The following is a 15,985-nucleotide window of genomic DNA, read 5'->3' on the forward strand; positions in this document are numbered from 1 at the left end:
CCCCAGGAGGCCTCCCATGACGACGCCTGACCCCACCCGCACCCCTCCGGCCACCCTGCGCCGCGCACGACGGGCCTTCGTCCTCGTGGCGCTCGTCCTCCCGGTGCTCATCGTCGCGATCTCCGCTCTCGTGCTCACGGCCTGGCTGCCGTCGTTCCCCACCGACGTCGCGATCCACTGGGGCGTCGACGGGGCGGACGGTTTCGGCCCGGCCGCCACCTACCTCTGGGTGCTCCTCGGCGTCGGTCTCGGCCTCCCGGTGCTCCTGACCGTCACGACACTGGTCGCCGTCGGGGTGCACTGGGGCGCGACCGCCCGTCTGCTCGGAGCGACCGCGGCCGGCATGTCGGCGTTCGCGGGCGTGATCTGCCTGGGCTCCCTCGCGATCCAGCGCGACCTCCCGCCCTCCGGTGAGGTCCCGGGCATCGCGGGAGTGATGGCACTGGCCTGGGCGGCTCTCCTCGGCGTGGGCGCGATGGCGTGGTTCGTGCAGCCGCGCGTGCAGTCGGTGCCCGGCGCCGCTCTCGAGCCCCGCCACGACGTGCGGGTCGGCGACGGCGAGCGGGTCGTCTGGGTGGGCACCACGACCATGCCCACCGGTGCCCTCGTCTTCCTCCTGCTCGTGCTGCTCGGGCTCGTGGCGCTCGCCGTGGCGATGCTCATCACGGGCACCCCGCTGGCCTGGGTCTCGGGTCTGGTCGCCCTCGTCGTCGGGTTCGCGCTGGCGGCGACCGCCTCGTTCCGGGTGCGCGTCACGCCGGACGGCATCGACGCCCGTGCCGTGATCGGGTGGCCTCGGAAGACCATCCCGGTGGCGGAGATCGCGTCGGCCAGGGCCGTGCGCATCTCGCCCTTCGGCGAGTTCGGCGGCTGGGGGTGGCGTCTCGCTCCCGACGGCCGCAGCGGGATCGTGATGCGCCAGGGGCCGGCGATCGAGGTGCATCGCCGCGACCACGGACCGTTCGTCATCACGATCGACAGGGCGGAGGAGGCGGCGGCGCTCCTGCAGGCGTACGTGGACCGATCCGCGGGGCCTGCGCCCTCCGGAGGAACGGAGAGGACGGCATGATGAGCGCTCTGACGCCGACCCGCGTGCCCTGGCGCGCGGTCCTCATCTTCACCCTCACGGCCTGCGGGCTCGCGGCTCTCGTCTGCCTGCCCCTCTGGCTCGGCGACGGCCTCGCCGAACCCTTCGCGGGAGCGCTCCTCCCCGTGATGATGTTCACGCCCGCGGCCGCGGTGCTCGTCGTCATGCTCACCACGGGCGTACCGGAGAAGGGCAGTCGGGCGCGCTTCCTCGGGATGTGGCCGCTGCGGCCCGCGAAGCGCGTCGTCGGGCTGCTGGTCGCGGCCTGGCTCGTGCCGTCGCTGCTCGTCGCCCTCGGCGTCCTCCTCGCGGCCGCATTCGGGTGGGTGCGGCTCGACCTCACCTTCTCGACCTTCGCGGATCAGCTCGCCCAGGCTCTTCCCCCGGGGACACCGGTGCCGCCGGTCGGAGTGGTCGTGTTCGCGCAGCTCGCCGCGATCCCGGTCGGGGCGCTGGTGAACAGCGTGCTCGCCTTCGGTGAGGAGCTCGGCTGGCGCGGCTGGCTGCTCCCGGCGCTGCGTCCGCTCGGCACCTGGCCGGCGCTCCTGCTCAGCGGGGCGATCTGGGGGCTGTGGCACAGCCCCGTCATCCTCCTCGGCTACAACTTCGCCCGGACGGACGTCACCGGCGTGCTGTTCATGATCGGCGGCTGCGTGGCGTGGGGGGTCCTGTTCGGCTGGCTGCGGCTGCGCTCCGGCTCGCTGTGGCCGGCGGTCGTCGCGCACGGGGCGCTGAACGCCGCCGCGGGCCTGGTCCTGATCGTCGCCGCCGAGCAGCCCGACCTCGCCCTCGCCGGACCGCTCGGCGTCGCGGGCTGGATCGTCGCCGCCGTCGTGGCCCTCGTCCTCGTGCTCACGGGGCAGTTCCGCCGCCAGCCGGAGCTCGCCGCGCCGCGCACCCCGCCGACGCTTGACGGCCGGCCGGCGCCGGGGGTTGGCTGAGCACATGGAATCCACTCCCGCCGCCTGGGCCCGCGCCGACACCTTCCTCGCCGACATGCTCGTGGGCCCGGACCCGGCCCTGGCGTCGGCCTTGGAGGCGCAGCGGGCGGCGGGGCTGCCCGAGATCGAGGTCGCGCCGGTCGCGGGGAAGCTGCTGAATCTCCTCGTGCGGATGAGCGGTGCCCGCCGCGTGCTGGAGATCGGCACCCTCGGCGGCTACTCGACGATCTGGATGGCCCGCGCGGTCGGACCGGCGGGACAGGTCGTGACGATCGAGGCGGAGGCGGACAACGCCGCCGTCGCCCGGGCGAGCATCGACGCGGCCGGAGTGGGGGACCGCGTCGACATCCGGATCGGTCGGGGAGCCGACGTGCTGCCGACCCTCGCCGGCGCCTTCGACCTCGTCTTCATCGACGCCGACAAGGAGTCCAACACCGTGTACCTGGACTGGGCCGCGAAGCTCGGTCACCCGGGCACCGTTGTCGTGCTCGACAACATCGGCCGCGACGGCGAGATCGTCCGCGACGACTCGACGGACCCCAAGGTGAACGGCACGCGCGCGGGGCTGCGGATGCTCGGGGAGGACCCGCGCTTCGACGCCACGGCGCTGCAGACGGTCGGGATCAAGGGATGGGACGGCATCGCGCTCGCCCTCGTCGTCTGACGCGGGCGGATCCCCCCGGCTCGTCTCCGGGTGCGGTCCGACGCCGGGGATAGACTGGGCGCGGATCGACGACGCTCCACACACCCTTCCATCCTGAGCAAGGAGCACATCAGTGGCACTGATCGAGGCTGTAGGCGCACGCGAGATTCTCGACTCGCGCGGAAACCCGACCGTCGAGGTGGAGGTGCTCCTCGACGACGGCATCGTGCAGCGCGCCGCCGTCCCCTCCGGTGCCTCGACCGGCGCCTTCGAGGCGTACGAGCTGCGGGACGGCGACAAGAGCCGCTACGGCGGCAAGGGCGTGCTCAAGGCCGTCGAGGCGGTCATCGACGAGCTCGGGCCGGCCATCGAGGGCGTGGAGGCGAGCGAGCAGCGCATCGTCGACGAGATCCTCATCGAGGTCGACGGCACGGACAACAAGAAGCGCGTCGGCGCCAACGCCATCCTCGGCGTGAGCCTCGCGGTCGCGAAGGCCGCCGCGGACTCCGCCGACCTGCCGCTGTTCCGCTACCTCGGCGGTCCGAACGCGCACGTGCTGCCCGTGCCGCTGTTCAACGTCATCAACGGCGGAGAGCACGCTGACAACGGCATCGACATGCAGGAGTTCTTCCTCGCCCCGATCGGCGCGGAGACCTACTCCGAGGCGCTGCGCTGGGGCGTGGAGACCTACCACGTGCTGCGCGCGGAGCTGAAGGCCGCCGGTTACGCGACGGGTCTCGGCGACGAGGGCGGCTTCGCCCCCGACCTGCCCAGCAACCGCGAGGGCCTCGACTTCCTCGTCAAGGCGATCGAGAAGGCCGGCTTCACGCCCGGCACCGACATCGCCCTCGGCCTCGACGTCGCCGCGACCGAGTTCTTCAAGGACGGCGTCTACCGTCTCGACAACAAGGACTGGGACGCCGCCGCACTCACCGAGTACTACGTCGGGCTCGTCAACGACTTCCCGATCGTCACGATCGAGGACGCGCTCGCCGAGGACGACTGGGACAACTGGAAGCACCTCACCGAGGCCCTGGGCTCGAAGGTGCAGCTGGTTGGCGACGACCTGTTCGTCACCAACCCGCAGCGTCTCGCCGACGGCATCACCCGCGGCGTCGCCAACTCGCTGCTCGTGAAGGTCAACCAGATCGGCACGCTCACCGAGACGTTCGACGCCGTCAGCCTCGCGCAGCGCTCGGGCTACACGGCGATGCTCTCGCACCGTTCGGGTGAGACCGAGGACACGACGATCGCCGACCTCGTGGTCGCCACGAACTCGGGCCAGATCAAGGCGGGTGCCCCGGCGCGCAGCGAGCGCGTCGCGAAGTACAACCAGCTGCTGCGCATCGAGGAGGAGCTGGGCGACGCGGCGGTCTTCGCCGGCCGTTCCGCCTTCCCGCGCTACCAGGGCTGAGCGCCCGCGACAGCGACCACGCCGCATCCGCGGCACGACCGCGCCGCCCGGATGGCGGCTGACACGAAGGAGGAGCCGTGGCACGACGACCGGCTCCTCCTTCGCCGTCCCCCGGGGCGGCGACGACCCGATCGACGTCCTCGTCGCGACAGCCGCGGAGCGGCGCCCCCGCCGCACCCCGCGTGGACGTGCGCGAGTGGGCCTCGGGCATGCGGCTCTCGGCCTTCTCCGTGATCATGCTCTCCCTCGTGGTGCTGGGAGCCTGGGTGCTCGTGCCCACGCTGGGCACCTTCATCGACCAGCGGCAGAAGATCGCGGCGCTGGAGCAGTCCGTGCAGGTGAGCGAGGACGAGATCGCCGCGCTGACCGCGGAGCGCGAGCGCTGGGACGACCCCGCGTACATCACGACCCAGGCCCGTGAGCGCCTGTACTACGTCAAGCCGGGCGAGGTCGTGTACCTCATCGACAACGACCTCGATCCCTCCACCCTCCCGCGCGAGCAGGAGCCGGTGAGCGACACCCTCGAGGAGAAGCCCGCCGACTGGATGCCGCAGCTGCTGCGCACCCTCGTCTCCGCGGGACTGAGCGACACCGCCGTCCCCGCAGGCTGAACCCGGGCTCCGAGCATCCTCCCGGACGGCTCCCCTACGCTGGTGGGGTGACCACCCCGCCGTTCCCCGCGCCCACCTCCGCCGAGCTCGCCGTCGTCTCGACCCAGCTCGGACGCCCCGCCCGCGGTGTCGTCGGCATCGCGGCCCGCTGTCGGTGCGGGAACCCCACGGTGGTGGCCACCACCCCGCGCCTGCCCGACGGCACGCCGTTCCCCACGTTCTACTACCTCACGCATCCGGCGGCGACCGCCGCGATGTCGACGCTCGAGGCGAACCAGGTCATGCCCGAGCTCGCGGCGCTGCTCGCGGAGGACGAGACGGTGGCCGCCGCTTATCGGTCCGCCCACGAGGCGTACCTCGCCGACCGTGCGCAGTTCGGCGAGGTGCCCGAGATCGACGGGATCTCCGCCGGAGGCATGCCCACCCGGGTGAAGTGCCTGCACGCCCTCGCCGGACACGCCCTGGCGGCGGGAGCCGGTGTGAACCCGATCGGCGATGCCGCGCTGGCCCGCAGCTCGTGGTCTCCCGAGGTCTGCCGCTGCGAAGAGCCCGGCGCCGCGCTCCGCGACGATCCGGCACGTTCGGCATGACGCGGCGGCGGATGCTGCGCGGCGCCGTCGCCCTCGTGGCGGTGGCGGCATCCGTCCTGCTCCTCGGTTCCACGGCGACGCCGACGCCGACGCCACCTCCGGTCGCCGACGACCCGGCCGATCCGGTGCGGGCGGCGGAGTACTGGCTGGACGGTGCCCGCATCCGCGACGCCTGGCAGACGACCCGCGGGGAGGGCGTCACGATCGCCGTCATCGACACGGGCATCGGCAAGGTGCCGCAGGTCTTCGACGAGGCGGTCGTCGGGGGGACGGACGTGTCCGGAGCCGGGACGCCGGACGGACGCACGCCGCTCGGCGCCGTCGACGGCAATCACGGCTCGTGGGTGGCGTCGCTCGCGGCAGGCCGCGGCCAAGCCGACGGCACCGGCATGATCGGGGTCGCGCCAGAGGCGGAGCTCCTCTCGATCTCCGTGGGGTTCGGCGCCGCCGCGGCGGTGCCGTTCACCGAGCAGGTGGCCACCGGCATCCGCTGGGCCGTCGACCATGGCGCCGACATCATCAACCTCTCGTTCACGACGAACACGCTCGACTGGGATCAGAGCTGGGACGACGCCTTCCTCTACGCGTTCGAGCACGACGTCGTGGTCGTCGTCGCGGCCGGCAACCGGGGGAGCGGCACGAACATCATCGGCGCGCCCGCCACGATCCCCGGTGTGCTCACGGTCGGCGGCGTCGACCAGACCGGCACCGCGAGCATCGAGGCCTCGACGCAGGGCATCACCATCGGCATCTCGGCGCCGAGCGAGGGCCTGCTGGGGGTGTCGGCGGACGGCGAGGTCGTCTCCTGGAGCGGGACCAGCGGCGCGGCTCCGATCGTCGCCGGCGTCGCGGCGCTCATCCGCTCGGCGCACCCCGACATCTCCGCGAACGACGTCATCAACCGCATCATCAAGACGGCGATGCCGGTGGCGGATGCGAAGAAGCCGCGCGATCCGCTGTACGGCTTCGGCCTGGTGGACGCGGAGGCGGCGATCTCGGCGAACCTGCCGTCCGTGAGCGAGAACCCCATGGGCGATCTCGCGGAGTGGGTGCGGCTGTACCGCCGTGCCGACAGCGAGCCCACGCCCGAGCCGTCGCTCGCCCCCGTGGAGGTGCCGCCGCTGCCGGACGCGGATGCCCCTACCGACCCCGGTTCACCGCTGCTTCCCAGCGCCGACTCCCTGCGCTACGGTACCCTGCCGCTCATCGCCCTCACGGTCCCTGGTATCCTGGTAGCGCTTGGCGTCACCGCAGCTGCCCGGCGCATCCGATCGGCGCGCGTTCCCGTACGCCACAATCCCGACTCCGAGGAGTAGTTCTTCTGTGCCTCAGAACAGCACTGTGCCCAAGATCCTGATCGTCGGCGGAGGGTACGCAGGTTTCTACACCGCGTGGAAGCTCGAGAAGCATCTGCGCAAGGGCGAGGCCGACGTGACCATGGTCGACCCGCTGCCGTACATGACGTACCAGCCGTTCCTCCCGGAGGTCGCCGCCGGATCGATCGAGGCCCGGCACTCCGTCGTCGCGCACCGCCGTCACCTGAAGCGCACGCACGTGCTCACCGCCAAGGTGACGAACATCAACCACGCGCAGAAGGTCGCCACCATCACGCCGCCCGTCGGCGAGCCGTACGAGTTCGCGTACGACCAGATCGTCGTCACCGCGGGCGCCGTCTCGCGCACGTTCCCGATCCCCGGCATCGCCGACAACGCCATCGGGCTCAAGACGATCGAAGAGGCCGTCGCCATCCGTGACAAGGTCATGTCGAACTTCGACAAGGCCGCCTCCCTCCCGGCTGGCCCCGAGCGCGACCGCCTGCTGACCGTCGTCGTCGTCGGCGGTGGCTTCGCGGGCATCGAGGTCTTCGCCGAGCTCCGCTCGCTCGCCTCGTCGCTGGTGAGCAAGTACCCGCAGCTGACCTTCGACGACACGCACTTCCACCTCATCGAGGCCATGGGCCGCATCATGCCCGAGGTCTCGCTGAAGACGAGCGAGTGGGTCCTGAAGGACCTCGCCACGCGCGGCGCGAACGTTCACCTCGACACCCAGGTCACCGGTGCCATCGACGGCAACGTCGAGCTGTCGACCGGCGAGGTCATCCCGACGGACGTCATCGTCTGGACCGCGGGCGTCATGGCCAACCCGACCGTCGTGCGCGGCGGCGACCTGCCCGTCGAGGAGCGCGGTCGCATCCAGACCCGTGCCGACCTGCGCGTCGGTACCCCCGAGGCGTTCGTCGAGGGTGCCTGGGCCGCGGGCGACGTCTCGGCCGTTCCCGACCTCTCGGGCGGCGGCGTCGGCGGATTCTGCGTCCCGAACGCGCAGCACGCCGTCCGGCAGGCGAAGCTCCTGGCGAAGAACCTCGTCGCGGTGCTCCGCGGGGAGACCCCCAAGGAGTACTTCCACAAGAACCTCGGTGCCGTCGCCGGCCTCGGCCTGTACAACGGCGTTTTCCAGTCCGGCAAGATCGCGCTGAAGGGCTTCATCGCCTGGCTCGCGCACCGCGGCTACCACGGCTTGGCCATGCCGACGTGGGAGCGCAAGTGGCGCGTGCTCTGGGGCTGGTGGAACAACCTGTGGCTGGGCCGCGACCTCGTGAACCTGCAGACGGTGCAGAACCCTCGCTACGTCTTCGAGGAGTTCGCCGCCCGCCCGCGTCCCGCGGCACCCGCCGACGCCACCCCGGCCGCCAAGGCGCCGGCCGCTGAGAAGCCGGCCGCTGCGCCCGCGGCGGAGACGCCGTCTGAGATCAAGAAGCCGGCCGCCAAGCGGCCCGCAGCGAAGAAGGCTCCGGCCTCCGTTGCGAAGGACTCCGCGGAGACCGCTGCGGCGAAGTGACCGTCCGGTTCTGAGGAGAAGGCCCTGAGCGCGTGAGCGCCAGGGCCTTCTCCTATTGACCGGGGACGGGAGTTGGTCGCGTAACATCTCACATTGTACGCTCGCAGGGGTGCTCGGGAGGGGTGTGTGCGAGGCACCCCCGATGCGGGGAGGAGGTCCGGTGAGCGCGCACGGGGGAGAATCACCGACCGTCAGTGTGTCGATCCGGACGGGTCCGGGCGAGGACGCGCATGCGGCACAGCTCGCGGCACGGCTCGACGGCGCTCCCGTCCGCATCTGCCCGACGGGCGCCGCGGCATGGCGGCCCTGGACGCGACGAGCCACGCATCATCTCGTCCTCGACGCTGCGGTGCGCCCGCACCCTCACCTTCTCGCCCAGGTGCAGGAAGCCGTCGCCGCGCAGCCCCGGGCGGTCCTGAGGCTCTTCACCCGCAGTGACGGCTACGCCTCGCATGCGTCCCGGGTGGCGGCGTTCTCCGGGTGCTCGTGGTTCGTGCCGCCGGGCCCCGATCCGTCGTCCGTCGCCGTCGTGCTGCCGATTCCCGAGGCGGCGGAGTTCGCGCGTTCCGTCCCGGGTGCCGATCTCGAGCCCGTCGGGCTGCTGCTGCAGCGGTTCGCGGCGGAACAGGGCCTCAGCCTGCTCGCGAGCACGGCCGATCTCGTGCAGCTCGAAGGGGCGGGGGCGCACGCTCCGGCCACCGCCTTCTTGTCTGCGGCGATGGCGCCGGCGGACTGGTGGCGGCGGCCGTCGCTCGTGTCGCCGTCGTCGATCCCGGTGGTCCATCTCCGGGACGGCGAGCCGCTGTCGTACGAGTCCGTGCCGGGCACGCCGGATGGTTGGCGTCTCCGCACACGCCGGGAGGTGCCGACGCCGCACGCCCGACGGCTCGCACGAGTGATGCAGGAACGCCTTCTCGGCACGGAGGTGGCCCGCAGCCATCTGCGCGCAGCGGCCGTGCTCCTCGGGGTGGCGGGAGTGCTGCGCGACCAGCTCCTCCTCGCCGCGGGGTGGGGCCGGCCGTCCGATGAGTTCGGCACGGCGGTGGCGCGGGAGGCCGCGGCGACTCTCGCCCTCGGGACGCTGGCGGAGGCGGTCCCGGCTGCGAGTCGACCGGATGGTGCCGCAGAGCTCCGCGACGCCTTCCGGGTGCTGTACGACGAGATGACCGCGATCCTGGGCACGGCGCCTCCCCGGCCGCGCGTGGAGCCGATCCATAGGCCGCCTCGCTAGCGTGTCGACCGCAAGGGGAGTACTCCCGTCTGCAGCGACGTCGTCATGACGGGCATGTCATCGTGCCCCGGCCCGCTGGCCCGCGAGGGTGGAGGAGACCTTGGCACCCGAATCGCGGGCTGCCCGGAACCTTGCGTCGACAGAGGTCGCGGAGAACGGCGGTCCGTCCCACGAAGGGACCCCCATGTCAAAGCTCTCCCGCCTGATCCGCCTCGCCACCGACGCCATCGACGCGAAGGGGGGAAGCCCCGGGGTGCGCGGCGGCGAGGGCGCGCGTGCCTCCACCGACTGGAGCGGGATGATCCGCGGCGCGGTCGACGCCGTGCGGGGCACCGATCCTCAGGGGCAGCGCCCGACCGCGACTCCTCCCGCGTCCCCGGCGCCCACCCCTCCCGCCGGACGAGCATCCGCCGCAGGGGCGTACGCCCCGCCGCCCGCTCCCGCGTCCGGTGGTGCGTCGGACGTCTCCGCGGCGGACCGCGCGGCCATCGCCCGGTACGACTACCTCCTGCAGACAGCGGATCCGCATCGGATCGAGCAGATCCATCGCGAGGCCTTCGCGCGCCTCACGCCGTCGCAGCGCGCGCACGTCGACGCCCGCATGCGGGCGGAGCTTCCCGGTGGAGGAGCGACCGCGCTCGTCGTCTGCGGACGACCTGGCCCGCGCGGCCGGACGGGCCGAGGCGATGCAGCCCGGCCGCCTGCGCGGACTCCTCTCCCGCGCCCGCGGCGGCGGGGCCGCGGTCGCGGCGGGCGGCGCGGCGGTCGGTCTCCTCGGCGTGGTGGCCGGCGGAGCCGTCGTGAGCACCGTGGCCGCACCGCTCCTGGAACAGGCGGCGGGGCTCGGGGTGGACTTCGACGCGCTGGCGCAGGGCATCGACCTGGATGCGCTCGCCTCCGGCGTCGACATCGACGCGCTGGCCGGCGGCGCCGACGAGATGCTCGGCTCGGCCGGCGAGGCCGTCTCGGGTCTCGGCGAGACGGCGACCGGCTGGGGGGAGCGGCTCGGCGATCTCGGTATCCCCGGGATCGGCGACATCCTCGGCCGCTGACGGTGCCCCCGCTGGGACTCGAACCCAGACTGAGGCGATTTTAAGTCGCCTGCCTCTGCCATTGGGCTACGGGGGCTGCGCCGCCAGCCTATCGTCGGCGGGGTCGTGACCCGGCGGGGCTCAGGCCGTAGGGTGGGGGAGTGCTCGACCTCACCGACGAACTGAGCCCCGTCCCGGGTGGCCCCGCGGTCGCCCCCGAATGGGAGGACCCGGGCCGCTACTGGCCGCGCCTGTCGGCCGCGACCGGGCACCTTCCGGCGCCCGTGGCGGTTATCGATCGCGAAGCGCTGCGCTACAACGCCATGGACCTGCTCGTCCGTGCCGGCGGTCTGCCGATCCGCGTGGCGTCGAAGTCGGTGCGGGTGCGTGCGGTCCTGGATGCCGTGCTGCGACTCCCGGGTTTCCGCGGGATCCTCGCGTTCACGCTGGAGGAGGCGCTCTGGCTCGCGGAGACCCACGACGACATCGTCCTCGGCTACCCGACCGTGGACCGCGCGGGCATCGAACGGCTGTGCGCCGACGAGCAGGCGGCGCAGCGCATCACGCTCATGATCGACGACCCCGTGCACCTGGACCTCGTCGACAGCGTGGTGGCCCCGTCCGCGCGCCCCGAGCTTCGCGTGGCCATCGACGTCGACGCGTCCTGGCGATCCGCGCTGCTCGGTCACATCGGCGTCCGCCGATCGGCCCTCTTCTCCGCCGGGGAGGTCGCCGCGTTCGCGCGGACGGTCGTCGCACGCCCCGGCTTCCGCCTCGTGGGGCTGCAGATGTACGACGCCCAGATCGCAGGACAGGGCGATGCCGGTCCCGATGGACCGCTGATCCGTCGCGTCCAGGCCCGCTCGCGCGAGGAGCTGCGGGAGCGAAGGGCGGCGATCGTCGCCGCGGTCGGCGCCGTGACGCCGCTCGAGTTCCTCAACGGCGGGGGCACCGGATCCCTGGAGTTCAGCGGCAGCGACGAGTCGCTCACCGAGGCCAGCGCGGGCAGCGGTCTGCTCGGCGGACACCTGTTCGACGGGTACCGGTCCTTCCACCCGGCGCCGGCCGCGGCCTTCGCCTTCGACGTCGTGCGCCGTCCCGCTGCCGACATCGCCACGGTGCTGGGCGGCGGCTGGATCGCCTCGGGTCCGGCGCTGGCCTCGCGACAGCCGCGCCCGGTGTGGCCGGCGAACCTCCGCACGCTTCCGCGAGAGGCTGCCGGCGAGGTGCAGACGCCGCTGCAGGGGCCGACAGCGGCGACGCTCGGCGTCGGCGATCGTGTCTGGTTCCGTCACGCCAAGAGCGGCGAGCCGGCCGAGCGCATCGCCGCGTACCAGCTCGTGTCCGGCGACGAGGTCGTGGACGAGCTGCCGACGTACCGCGGCGAGGGGAAGGCGTTCCTGTGACGAGAATCGGCGGCACCTGGCAGAACTGGGGCCGGTCGGCGTCCGTGCGCCCCGTGCGGGTCGAGCGCCCGCGCAGCCCCGAGGGCGTGCAGCGTGCGGTGCGGGCAGCGGTGCGACAGGGGCTCACGGTCAAAGCCGTCGGCGCCGGTCACAGCTTCACCGGGATCGCCATCGCCCCCGGTGTGCTCCTGGAACTGGACGACCTGCAGGGGCTCGTGTCCGCGGACGTCGCGAGCGGACGGGTCACGCTCCTCGCCGGTACCCGGCTGCACCGCATCCCCGGGCTGCTCGCCCGCTACGGCCTCGCGATGGAGAACCTCGGCGACATCGACCGCCAGTCCATCGCCGGTGCGATCTCCACGGGCACGCACGGCACCGGCGCCGGTTTCGGCGGACTCGCCACCCAGGTCGTCGGGGTGACCCTCATCACCGCCGACGGGGAGTTCCTCCGCATCGACGAGGCGCACAGTCCGGAGCTCCTGCCCGCGGTCGCTCTGGGGCTGGGCGCGCTCGGCATCATCGTCGAGGTCACCCTGCAGTGCGTGCCCACGTTCGTGATGCATGCGGTCGACGAGCCGCTGCCGCTGGACGAGGTGCTCGGCACGATCGACGAACGCGTCCCCGCCGCCGACCATTTCGAGTTCTACTGGTTCCCGCATACCGACGTCGCGCTCACCAAGCGGCAGTCGCGTCTGCCGGAATCGACGCGACGGAGGCCGCTCCCGGTCGTGGGCCGGTGGGTGGATGAGACCCTGCTCGCGAACGGCGTCTATCGCGTCGTCTGCGCGGCGGGACAGGCGGTGCCGGCGATCACGCCGCCGTTCAACCGGCTCGCGGTGCGGCTCACCGGCGACCGTGAGTACACCGACCTCTCGAATCGCGTGCTCACCCAGAGCCGGACCGTGCGCTTCCGCGAGATGGAGTACGCGCTGCCGGCGGCCGAGGTGGTGCCCGCGTTCCGCGCCCTCCAGGAGCTCATCGCCGAGCGCGGCTGGCGGATCGAGTTCCCCGTGGAGGTGCGCTTCGCTGCCGCCGACGACCGCTGGCTCTCCACCGCGTACGGCCGCCCCAGCGCCTACATCGCGGTGCACCGGTACTGGCGCGCGGACCCGACGGCGTACTTCGGCGCGGTCGAGGAGATCATGCGGGCCCACGGCGGCCGCCCGCACTGGGGCAAGCTGCACACCATGACCAGGGAGACGCTGCGGGAGAGCTACCCCCGCTTCGACGACTTCGTGGCGCTGCGCGACCGCCTCGATCCGGATCGCCGCTTCACGAACCGCTATCTGGAGCGGGTGCTGGGACGCTGATCGGGGGCGCTGGTCCGTCGCATCCCCAGTCCACGTGCAGGCACCGCGTCTAGGATGAGAGAAATACGGGAAAGGGTGGGGCACTGATGGAATGGCTCGTGCCGGTACTGATCGTCGTCGGGGTGATCCTGCTCGTCGGCGTCTATCTCTGGGCGACGTACAACTCGCTGGTGCAGCTGAACGTCCGCGTGGACGAAGCCTGGAGCGGCATCACCGTCCAGCTCAAGCGCCGAGCCGACCTCATCCCGAATCTCATCGAGACGGTCAAGGGCTACGCCTCGCACGAGAAGGCGGTGTTCGAGAACGTCACCCGCGCCCGCGCCGAGACCCTCTCCGCCGGCAGCCCCGGCGAGGCGGGGATCGCCGAGGGGCACCTGCAGCAGGCCCTGCGCAGCCTCTTCGCGGTGGCCGAGGCCTACCCGCAGCTGCAGGCCAGCCAGAACTTCCTCCAGCTGCAGCAGGCCCTCGTCGACACCGAGGACAAGATCCAGGCCGCGCGGCGCTTCTACAACGGCGGCGTCCGCGAGCTCAACACCAAGATCAAGGTGTTCCCCAACAACCTCTTCGCCAAGGGACTCGGCTTCACCGAGCGCGAGTTCTTCGAGGTCGCCGACAGCGGCGCCATTTCCGAGCCGCCGCGCGTGCAGTTCTGATCCTCGCCCTCACCACACGGTGAGGGCGAGTTCGTCTGCGGTGATATCCACGCCACCGCGCACGCTCCACGCGGTGCTGCGGTAGGTGACGGTGCGCGCGGCGCCGTCCTGGCCGGTGCCGGTAACGGTCGCCTCGAGGATGCCGTCGTCCGCGGTGAACCCGCCGGCGGAGAGCGTCACCGCAGGGAACCGCTCGACGCGGAACGCCACGTGGGAGACGTCCCGGAACTCCGTGCCCCACGGGATCCGGATGCCGCAGTTGTCGGGAATCGCGTGGCCCTCGGCGGTGCAGGTCTCCAGGTAGCCGTCGAGCTGCGTCTGCGCGGCCTCCGTCGCCTCCGGGCGGAGTTCGGCGGTCACGCGTGCGGTGGCGTCGTCGCCGGGGAGGACGACGGCCTCGGTCGTGCCGGCCAGCAGCGCCCGCGGCGCGGCCGCGACCGGGTACACGCCAGGGAGCAGAGCGGTGTCTTCGGTCACCGGGAGGACCGCATCGCCGACCTGGACCGCCGTCCCGATCGTCGTCGTGGCGCGGAGGGCACCGAGTCCGGAGGCGTCGACGGTCCAGCGGCCGCTCTCCGGCGTCAGCCGGACGCGCGCCTGGTGCTCGTCCCCGTCGAGTCGGAAGCGCACCGTCGCGGACGCGTCACCGTCTCCCTCACGCACAGCGGTGACCTCGGCGTCCGCGATGGTCGACGAGGCTCCGGCGAACGCGGTGAGGGCGGCGTCGGACACCGCGGTCCCCGTCGCCGCGACCGCCTCGGGATCGCCCGACTCCAGCGCCCGGAGATAGGCCAGCGCTGCGTCCTCCGCGGTCGACGAGCGGAGCGCGGACAGCCCCCACCACACCGCCCCCGCGACAGCGACGGCCACGACGACACCGCCCAGGAGCCACCAGCGACGACGGCTCACGCGACGGCCTCCCGGACGTGGACGTGACGACGCACCGTGTCCGGGGCGGTGGAGGCGAGCGCGGTGTGCACGGCAGCGGTCGCATCGCCCCATCCGGAGACCGACACCTGTTCGAGACCCTGCCACCGCGCGGCGCGGAGGAGCTCCGCCGCGATCGCCTCGGCGTCGCCGGGACGCGCCTGCGGCTCCCACCACGCCGACTGCACCTGCAGCGTGGACGTGCCGCGGTCGGCCTTGAGGTCGACCCGCGCCACGATCCGGTCGCCGACGAGCACGGGCAGCGAGTAGTAGCCGTAGCGGCGCTTCGCCGCCGGCACGTAGATCTCGATGCGGTAGTCGAGCTCGAAAGTGCGCAGCGCCCGTTCCCGGAACCACACCACCGGATCGAACGGGGTCAGCAGGGCGGCGGTCTCGACCCGGCGCGGAAGAACCGCGTCGCGATGCCGCCAGGCGGGGAGGGGCCGGCCGCCCCGCTCCCAGCCGCGGACGGTCACGGGCTGCACTTCGCCGGCGTCGACGAGATCGGCGATCGCCCCGGTCACCGCGGCACGGTCGCGGAGGCGGTAGTAGTCGGCCAGGTCGGCCGCCGTCCCGACGCCGCTGGACCGCGCGGCGCGTCGGACGAGCTCGCGGATGGCGTCCTCGCGCGGGATCTCGCGGGACCGGATGCGCTCGGGGATGACCTGCTCGGCGAGGGCGTAGGTGCGCTCGAACCCCCGGCGCCCGCTCACAGCGACGTCGCCCGTGCGCCACAGATGCTCGAGGGCGAGCTTGACCTCGTCCCAGTCCCACCAGGTGCCGCGCTCGCGCGGGGCGTCGGCACGGAGGTCGACCGGGCGGAGCGGTCCGCGCGCACGGAGCTCGTCCTGCACCCACTGCACCGTCCGGGCGTTCGTACGGAGCCAGGAGTCCTCCGCGGACCAGCGCCGCCGGAAGTCGTCCATGCGGAACCGCCACAGGGGCCAGTCCTCGACGGGGATGAAGGTCGCCTCGTGGGCGAGGTACTCCACATAGTGCGTCGTGCGCGACAGGAAGAGGCGGTCGAGGAGTGCGGGATCGTAGGCGCCGAGCCGGGAGAACAGCGGGACGTAGTGTGACCGGGCGAACACGTTGACCGAGTCGATCTGCAGCACGCCGAGCCGGTCCATCACCCGGTGCAGATGGCGACCGGAGACGGTGGCCGGGCGTGCGCGGGTGAAGCCCTGAGCGGCGAGGGCGATCCGTCGTGCCTGGGCAGGACTGAGGGTGTCGGTCACGCCGCCAGCGTATCCCCGCTCTCCGACATCGTCCTGGCGTGCAGGATGCGTCGAACGGCATACGG

Annotated in this window: 15 protein-coding genes and 1 tRNA gene; 13 read left to right on the forward strand and 3 right to left on the reverse strand. The window is 72.5% G+C overall.

What is annotated here, in order from left to right; genetic code table 11:
* Positions 1 to 16 precede the first annotated feature (16 nt).
* The 10 genes from BV453_RS09495 to BV453_RS09540 all read left to right on the forward strand — a co-directional run bounded on the left by BV453_RS09495 (position 17) and on the right by BV453_RS09540 (position 10,407).
* Entirely contained in the window at positions 17 to 1,069 is a 1,053-nt protein-coding gene (locus BV453_RS09495; protein WP_249521457.1) for a DUF1648 domain-containing protein, read from the forward strand.
* Positions 1,069 to 2,028 (forward strand): CPBP family intramembrane glutamic endopeptidase, encoded by a 960-nt coding sequence (locus BV453_RS09500; protein ID WP_249521458.1) that lies wholly within the window; start codon positions 1,069 to 1,071, stop codon positions 2,026 to 2,028. The genes BV453_RS09495 and BV453_RS09500 overlap by 1 nt, the downstream gene beginning before the upstream one ends.
* Before the next feature lie 4 nt (positions 2,029 to 2,032).
* Positions 2,033 to 2,692 (forward strand): O-methyltransferase, encoded by a 660-nt coding sequence (locus BV453_RS09505; protein ID WP_025103923.1) that lies wholly within the window; start codon positions 2,033 to 2,035, stop codon positions 2,690 to 2,692.
* Between the two features lie 112 nt (positions 2,693 to 2,804).
* Positions 2,805 to 4,085, forward strand: coding sequence for a phosphopyruvate hydratase (gene eno, locus BV453_RS09510; RefSeq protein ID WP_126894567.1), 1,281 nt, complete (start codon positions 2,805 to 2,807; stop codon positions 4,083 to 4,085).
* A 77-nt stretch (positions 4,086 to 4,162) separates the two neighbouring features.
* Positions 4,163 to 4,696 carry a septum formation initiator family protein gene (locus BV453_RS09515; protein WP_174235403.1) on the forward strand — a complete coding sequence of 178 codons (534 nt, stop codon included), beginning with the start codon at positions 4,163 to 4,165 and terminating at the stop codon, positions 4,694 to 4,696.
* 47 nt (positions 4,697 to 4,743) lie between these two features.
* Positions 4,744 to 5,286 carry a DUF501 domain-containing protein gene (locus BV453_RS09520; RefSeq protein WP_062633538.1) on the forward strand — a complete coding sequence of 181 codons (543 nt, stop codon included), beginning with the start codon at positions 4,744 to 4,746 and terminating at the stop codon, positions 5,284 to 5,286.
* Positions 5,283 to 6,602: a S8 family serine peptidase gene (locus BV453_RS09525; RefSeq protein WP_249521459.1), complete on the forward strand. Its 1,320-nt coding sequence runs from the start codon at positions 5,283 to 5,285 to the stop codon at positions 6,600 to 6,602. The genes BV453_RS09520 and BV453_RS09525 overlap by 4 nt, the downstream gene beginning before the upstream one ends.
* A gap of 25 nt (positions 6,603 to 6,627) precedes the next feature.
* Positions 6,628 to 8,124 (forward strand): NAD(P)/FAD-dependent oxidoreductase, encoded by a 1,497-nt coding sequence (locus BV453_RS09530; protein WP_025103928.1) that lies wholly within the window; start codon positions 6,628 to 6,630, stop codon positions 8,122 to 8,124.
* Positions 8,125 to 8,320: 196 nt separating this feature from the next.
* Positions 8,321 to 9,355 carry a hypothetical protein gene (locus BV453_RS09535; RefSeq protein ID WP_249521460.1) on the forward strand — a complete coding sequence of 345 codons (1,035 nt, stop codon included), beginning with the start codon at positions 8,321 to 8,323 and terminating at the stop codon, positions 9,353 to 9,355.
* A gap of 620 nt (positions 9,356 to 9,975) precedes the next feature.
* Complete coding sequence (locus tag BV453_RS09540) at positions 9,976 to 10,407, forward strand: hypothetical protein (RefSeq protein WP_249521461.1); 432 nt, start codon at positions 9,976 to 9,978, stop codon at positions 10,405 to 10,407.
* Between the two features lie 3 nt (positions 10,408 to 10,410).
* Here the strand turns inward: BV453_RS09540 and BV453_RS09545 are convergent.
* Positions 10,411 to 10,483, reverse strand: a tRNA-Leu gene (locus BV453_RS09545).
* 64 nt (positions 10,484 to 10,547) lie between these two features.
* Between BV453_RS09545 and BV453_RS09550 the strand changes: the two genes are divergently transcribed.
* The 3 genes from BV453_RS09550 to BV453_RS09560 all read left to right on the forward strand — a co-directional run bounded on the left by BV453_RS09550 (position 10,548) and on the right by BV453_RS09560 (position 13,755).
* Positions 10,548 to 11,792, forward strand: coding sequence for an alanine racemase (locus BV453_RS09550; protein WP_062633548.1), 1,245 nt, complete (start codon positions 10,548 to 10,550; stop codon positions 11,790 to 11,792).
* Positions 11,789 to 13,102 (forward strand): D-arabinono-1,4-lactone oxidase, encoded by a 1,314-nt coding sequence (locus BV453_RS09555; RefSeq protein WP_126893971.1) that lies wholly within the window; start codon positions 11,789 to 11,791, stop codon positions 13,100 to 13,102. The genes BV453_RS09550 and BV453_RS09555 overlap by 4 nt, the downstream gene beginning before the upstream one ends.
* Before the next feature lie 86 nt (positions 13,103 to 13,188).
* On the forward strand, positions 13,189 to 13,755 hold the full coding sequence (locus BV453_RS09560; protein WP_025103933.1) for a LemA family protein: 567 nt from the start codon (positions 13,189 to 13,191) through the stop codon (positions 13,753 to 13,755).
* Between the two features lie 9 nt (positions 13,756 to 13,764).
* On the opposite strand, the gene BV453_RS09565 is transcribed toward BV453_RS09560, so the two are convergent.
* Complete coding sequence (locus tag BV453_RS09565) at positions 13,765 to 14,664, reverse strand: hypothetical protein (protein ID WP_249521462.1); 900 nt, start codon at positions 14,662 to 14,664, stop codon at positions 13,765 to 13,767.
* On the reverse strand, positions 14,661 to 15,920 hold the full coding sequence (locus BV453_RS09570; protein WP_249521463.1) for a winged helix-turn-helix domain-containing protein: 1,260 nt from the start codon (positions 15,918 to 15,920) through the stop codon (positions 14,661 to 14,663). Before BV453_RS09570 ends, BV453_RS09565 begins: the two co-directional genes overlap by 4 nt.
* Positions 15,921 to 15,985: the final 65 nt, after the last annotated feature.

Origin of the sequence: Microbacterium sp. ER1, from assembly GCF_023383675.1 — a bacterium.
Lineage (GTDB): Bacteria > Actinomycetota > Actinomycetes > Actinomycetales > Microbacteriaceae > Microbacterium.